The organism is Streptomyces sp. NPDC004561 (assembly GCF_053602155.1).
Genome location: NZ_JBSGDB010000733.1, coordinates 1 through 2,974, shown reverse-complemented (window position 1 = coordinate 2,974; position 2,974 = coordinate 1). Strand labels below are relative to the sequence as shown.

The following is a 2,974-nucleotide window of genomic DNA, read 5'->3' as shown; positions in this document are numbered from 1 at the left end:
TGGTCACTGGCCGGCGTCAGCCGCTGCCGGCCCGGGGTCAGTGACGGTGTCCGCCGCGCTGGTCACGGTCGCCGCCATGGCGCTGGTCGCCCCGGGCGGTGGTCTCGGCTGTCGCCGGCGCGGCGGTGGTCGCGGCCCCAGGAGACGGCGTCGATGAAGCGGCCGTGGTCGTTGCGCAGGGTGGCGGTGTCGCCGTCGTTGTTCCACACGTAGGCCCGGCGGTCCTGGTAGAGGTCGGTGCGGGTGTCGCGGCCGTAGCCGGTGTGGACGCGGACGGTGGCCCGGCCGGCAAGCCAGACGTGGTGGAAGGTGTAGGTGTGGCCGTCGGCGTCGGGCCTGCGGGCGCCGACCCTCATCCGGGTGCTGGAGATCACGGGATGCGACGTACTGTTCGGGCTGCGCCAACGTCCGGCAGCACACCCCGACTCGTCGGCCTGCTGACCGGGAATCCAGTCCTGCCCGACCGTCTGCTGCGAGTCTCTTCCTCGGATCTCCGCCGGTGCGGGATGGTGGCTTCGAGGCCGAGGCGACAGCTGCCCCGTAGGCGAGACGGCGCACCCGTTTTCCGCTGTGTGCGTGACCTGCGGATGCCGGGGTAGACGCGCGGTCGTCGGCCCGCGGCAGGCCGGCAGCGTGCAGGAATAGGGGAGGGAAGCATCATGGCGACAGTGACTGCGGCGAAGACGGACACGAAGGTAAGTGGTCTGCCGGAGGTCGCCGACCCGTCCCAGGTGGCAACGAAGGACGCCCGGCAGCTGTCCCGCCTGTTCTTCGATCAGCTGGCGGTGCTGGAGGAGGGCACGCCGGAGTACAGCTACGCGCGCAACACGCTGATCGAGATGAACATGTCCCTGGTGCGCTTCGCGGCGGGGCGGTTCCGCAGCCGTGGGCCGGAGGAGATGGAGGACATCGTCCAGGTCGGGATGATCGGCCTGATCAAGGCGATCGACCGGTTCGAGCTCACGCGGGAGGTGGAGTTCGCCTCCTTCGCCATCCCCTACATCGTCGGCGAGATCAAGCGGTTCTTCCGTGACACCACCTGGGCCGTGCACGTGCCGCGCCGGCTTCAGGAGGCCCGCGTCCAGCTCGCCCGCGCTACCGAAGAGCTCCGCAGCCGCCTGGACCGCGACCCGACGGTGAAGGAGCTGTCGGAGCTGATGAGCCTGTCCGAGGACGAAGTCCGTGAGGCCCGCCTGGCCTCCAACGGCTACACCTCCTCCTCCCTGGACGCTGCGATCAGCAGCAGCGAGGACGGCGAGACGGCCCTGGCGGACGTCATCGGCACCGACGACCGGGCCCTCGAACTCGTGGAGGACTTCCACGCCCTCGCTCCGATGATCGCCGCACTCGACGAACGCGACCGGCAGATCATCCACATGCGCTTCGTGGAAGAACTCACCCAGGCCCAGATCGGCGAACGCCTCGCCATTTCCCAGATGCACGTCTCCCGGCTCCTCTCCCGCTGCCTGGCCCGGCTGCGCGAAGGCATGCTCACCACCCGCTGACAGCAGCACACGCCCGGCCTCAGCCGCCCGACCACGCCACCACCCAGCGGCCGGCTACTTCCGCGCGTGCCATCGGTGGGACAGATCGCCACTGAAGGTGCACAGTGAAGGGAGTACTACTGGCAGCGGGAGGCGGCCGTGATCGTCCTCGGCATCATCTTGCTCGTCGTCGGTTTCGTCACCGGCATATCCATTCTGTGGACCATCGGCATCGTTCTTGCCGTGATCGGCGCCGTGCTGTGGATCCTGGGCTCCATGGGCCACGCCGTCGCCGGCCGCCGCCACTACTGGTAAGGGCTAGACTGCGCGCAGTGCCCACTACCAGCTGCTGTCAGCGGCGCTCGCGTGGCCAGCGGCCGCATCTTCACCAGCAGCACTGCCACTGGATGTCAGTGGCTCTGCCATCCGTTGATCTTGCGTGGGTATCCCCGGCTTCAGCCGGGGAGGGAAACGCATCCTCGAACCGGAGGCGCGCAGCGCCGGACGCTGGTCGTTCACGCCGGGGGCGGAAGGAGGCACGAGATGTCCGATGCGATACGGGACACCACGGCCCGGCGCGTACGACATTTCGTCGACGCCGGATATCCCGACGCCGGGCCCGTCGAGGCGGCGGTGGAGGGAGCCGTCTACCGTCTCGGGGACGGAACGGTCGCCAAGGTGTGGGAGCGCCGACAGGGATCCGAACTGCGGCGGATGCAGCGTTTCTACGCCCATGCCGCGGCGCACCTGCCGTTCGGCTCCCCGGAGATCCTCGCCGTCGAGGACATCGACGGTGTCCCGATGACCGTGGAGCGGGAGCTGACCGGCGAGCCCTTGGCGGCCAGGATCCGCACCGACGACCCGGACGAGGTGCTGCCCGAAGCGGTCGACTGCCTGGTCGGCGTGCTGCGCGCCCTCGCGGACGCCCATGATGTCGACGAGGTCAAGCACCTTCCTGTGCTGGACGAGGAACGCCCGCTGTGGGAAGGCCACACCACTTTCGGATCCGCCTTGGCGGACCTGGTGGACCGGCGGGTCAGCCGGTGCGCGGACCGGCTCTCCACGCATGTCCGCGACTTCGACGACACGCGCGCCCGGCTGCTTCGGAAGCTGCGCTCGCTGCCCCGTACCGACGAGGCGGTCGTCCACGGTGACGTCTTCCCAGAGACCGTGCTGGTGGACGAGGACCTGCGGCCGCTCGCCCTCGTGGACTACGGCTTCCTGTCCACGGGCGGGGACCCCCGGTTCGACGCCGCCGTGGCCGCGGCCATCTTCCCGGCGGGCACCGAGCATGCCCCGGAGATCACCCGGCAGCTCACCACGCGGTTCGCCGACGAGTTCGGCTACGCGGTCGACGACCTCCTGCTGTACCGGGCCGCCTATGCGATGGCCACGAGCGACGCCTTCGCGCCGGGCGGCGGTGACGAGCACTTCGCCTGGTGCGTCACCGTGCTCGAGGACCCGGCCGTCGCCGAGTCCCTGCACCGGTG

General features: G+C 69.8%; 3 protein-coding genes and 1 pseudogene. 3 read left to right on the top strand and 1 reads right to left on the bottom strand.

What is annotated here, in order from left to right; translation table 11 throughout:
* Positions 1 to 37: 37 nt before the first annotated feature.
* Positions 38 to 533, bottom strand: a pseudogene (locus ACWEN3_RS44435) (lamin tail domain-containing protein).
* A gap of 126 nt (positions 534 to 659) precedes the next feature.
* Here ACWEN3_RS44435 and ACWEN3_RS44430 point away from each other — a divergent pair.
* From ACWEN3_RS44430 to ACWEN3_RS44420, 3 genes are all read left to right on the top strand, one after another.
* The gene (locus ACWEN3_RS44430; RefSeq protein ID WP_452983821.1) at positions 660 to 1,505 is read left to right on the top strand and encodes an RNA polymerase sigma factor SigF; all 846 of its coding nucleotides are present in this window, start codon (positions 660 to 662) and stop codon (positions 1,503 to 1,505) included.
* A gap of 138 nt (positions 1,506 to 1,643) precedes the next feature.
* A complete protein-coding gene (locus ACWEN3_RS44425) occupies positions 1,644 to 1,799 on the top strand; it encodes a DUF6131 family protein (RefSeq protein ID WP_452983819.1) in 156 nt (51 codons plus the stop codon).
* Positions 1,800 to 2,027: 228 nt separating this feature from the next.
* Positions 2,028 to 2,974: phosphotransferase family protein (locus tag ACWEN3_RS44420; protein WP_452983816.1), on the top strand; the 947-nt coding region annotated here is incomplete at its 3' end.